At 70.3% G+C, this 1770-nt stretch carries 1 protein-coding gene and 1 pseudogene; both read right to left on the reverse strand.

Annotated elements, in window-relative coordinates; genetic code table 11:
* Positions 1-210: 210 nt before the first annotated feature.
* Positions 211-1014 carry a methyltransferase type 11 gene (locus AOJ26_RS30285; protein WP_053851559.1) on the reverse strand — a complete coding sequence of 268 codons (804 nt, stop codon included), beginning with the start codon at positions 1012-1014 and terminating at the stop codon, positions 211-213.
* Between the two features lie 580 nt (positions 1015-1594).
* Positions 1595-1693 (reverse strand): annotated as a pseudogene (locus AOJ26_RS43055) (sugar phosphate nucleotidyltransferase); the annotation flags it as partial.
* Positions 1694-1770: the final 77 nt, after the last annotated feature.

The raw sequence follows: 1770 nt of genomic DNA on the forward strand, positions 1-1770 counted from the left end.
GCCGTTCGCGCTGCGGGTCACCGGGCGCAGGGTCGAGGTCGTGGCCGTGCGCCCGCCCAGGCCCGCCCGGCAGCCCCTGGTCCGCAGGGCGAGGCGGCTGGCCGGGAAGCTGGTCCGCCGGCTGAGGGCGCGCGGCAGGTAGGAACCGCGGGAGGAACAGATCCGGGGAGGACGCGATCGCGTCCTCCCCGGCGGCACCCGGCGCTCGGCTCAGCCGGCGTCGCTGAGCTGCTTCAGGCTGGTGCGCAGGTGCTCCCAGCTCCGGTCCCGCTTGCTGCCGCGGTTGCGGGCGTTCACCAGCGGCTTCCAGAAAGCGGCCTCGATCAGCGTCTCCGGCTTGATCGCCACGGTCCGCTCCAGGACCGTCTCGGGCACCTTCTGCGGGTCGGGGACCACGTACTCCGCGATGATCTCGTCGTACTTGTCCTTGAGCACCGTGTTGGTCGGGTCCGCGCCGAAGACGACGAGCTGGCCGGTGGGCTCGGTGTCGACCAGGACCGTCACCAGGTCCGGCCGATAGCGGTTCAGGACCTCGATGATCTTGTAGACGTCACCGGTCCACGCGTTGGTGTGGCGGTCGCGGGCCGCCTCGTCCACGTTGCGCGGCAGCATGTCGTCGAAGACGATCACGCTGGCCCAGTCCGAGTACTTCTCGACGTTGATGAAGTCGCGCAGCGCGTACTCGAACAGGTGCATGCCGTCGATGAAGGACAGGTCGAGCGTGACGTCCTTCCAGTAGCCGAACGGGCTGCGGTTGCGGACGATGTTGCGCAGCGGGTGGCGGCCGCCCTTGAGGTGCTGCAACGGGTTCTCGCGCGCGAAGAAGTCGTCGCTGGTGGCCTTCGCCAGATGGACGTCGCAGCGGATCTCCGAGACCACCTTGAAGGCCGGGTCGATCGCGATGCTCGGTACCCGGGAGAACGTCAGGCTGCGGCCGTCGTTGACGCCGATCTCCAGGTAGTTGCGGTTCGCGCTGGCTTTGTGGAGCCCCCGCAGGAACTCGTGACGTTTCACTGGGAAATCTCCTTGCGGATGTGTGGCAGTGCTTCGTGCAGGGCGGACCGCCGGTCCCGGTGCGAGGCCGGCGCGACCTCCATCCACCGGTCGTGCCCTAGGGCGCTGTAGGCGGGGCGTGGTGCGGGCCCGTTGCAGGCCCCGCTGCTGGTGGAGCCGTCCCGGTCCGGGCCGGCCGAGGTGCCGGGACGTTCCCCGCACCGGTCCGTAGCGGCAGGCCGCGCCGAAACCGGTTCCGTGGAACATACCTGCTGTGAGCTCCCCATGACAGGACTTCGCGCCGAGGAGCATGATCCTGGGGGAAAAGGCTTGCAAAGTGCGGAAAGACGGAGGGTGGCCCTCCGGGTTCGGGAAGCGGCACCGGGCTCGCCGGCGCGGAGGTGTCCGGCGGCGGAGAGGAGGTGTTCGGCGGCGGAGAGGCTCATGAGGGGACACCCACCTCGCCGTGGCCCGCGCGGCGGGCGCGGGGCGCGCCGTTCAGGAGCCGGAGGGGGTGGATGATCTCCAACTCGCCCCGCCGGGGCGGTTCGACGGCCCGTACGGCGTCACGGTTCATCGGCGCGCACCGATGCGTGCGGCTGAGCGGAAGGCCGGCGACGGGCACCGGTCGTTCGGCCGAGGTGTGCGTGAGCGTGCGCAACCGGGTACCGGCCCCGCCGGACAGCACGAGAGCCTTCATCTGCGTCACCATAGCCCGGATGCGGAGGAACCGGCCATGACCGGGGGGTGACTTGGGGGTGCTGAAGGTGCTGGGGG

The sequence above is a fragment of the Streptomyces sp. NRRL B-24085 genome, assembly GCF_001282115.1.
Classification (GTDB): Bacteria; Actinomycetota; Actinomycetes; order Streptomycetales; family Streptomycetaceae; genus Streptomyces.